This window comes from Treponema sp. R6D11 (assembly GCF_054786075.1).
Genome location: NZ_BDHD01000573.1, coordinates 1 through 760 on the forward strand (window position 1 = coordinate 1; position 760 = coordinate 760).

At 34.9% G+C, this 760-nt stretch carries 1 protein-coding gene; it reads left to right on the plus strand.

Annotation, left to right across the window (positions count from 1 at the left end):
- Window positions 1-240 precede the first annotated feature (240 nt).
- The coding region (locus tag ACYVTD_RS14765) for an ATP-binding cassette domain-containing protein (protein ID WP_461248474.1) at window positions 241-760 on the plus strand (520 nt) is incomplete at its 3' end.

Here is a 760-nt window from a genome sequence, read left to right on the forward strand (position 1 = left end):
GTATTTCCCAGACAATCGGGGTAAAAGAGGGGGATCTTAATTTTATTTTTGATGATCCCGAATATAAAAACCTTCCGGCGGATATTCGTGAAAAATTTGAAAAGTTTATGAAAGGACCAATTAGGGAACTTGGTTAGTTCCCTAATTGGTCTTACAGTTTTTAGGCTAAAGCCTAAAAACTGATATTTTTATAAGGAAGTTGTTTGGAAACTGAAGTTTCCAAACAACAATATTTTTTTAATGAATATTGTTGAATTAAGGAACATAAACAAACAGTATCCCGGAAGCGGTAAAAAAGCAAATAACGACATCAGCCTTGATTTACGCAAGGGCGAAATTTTATGCGTCGCAGGAGAAAATGGAGCGGGTAAAACAACGCTGATGAAAATTCTCTGCGGTTTGGAAAAGTTTGACAGCGGAGAAATAACAAAAAACGGAAATATCAGCATGGTTCATCAACATTTTATGCTGTTTCCAGAATACACCGCCGCCGAAAATATTGTTTTTGGTTTTGAGCCTTGTAAATACGGTGTTTTTTTTGACGTAGAAAAATCAAAGCAAATTTGCAAAAAAATAATTTCAGATAACGATTTTTCTATTAACGCTGATACAAAAGTAAAAGATTTAACACTTGGCGAAATGCAACAGGTGGAAATTTGCCGTGTTTTATACCATAACGCCCAAATAATTATCCTTGACGAGCCTACGTCGATATTAACAGAGCATGAAATAAAATCGCTTTTTAAGACGCTTAAAACTC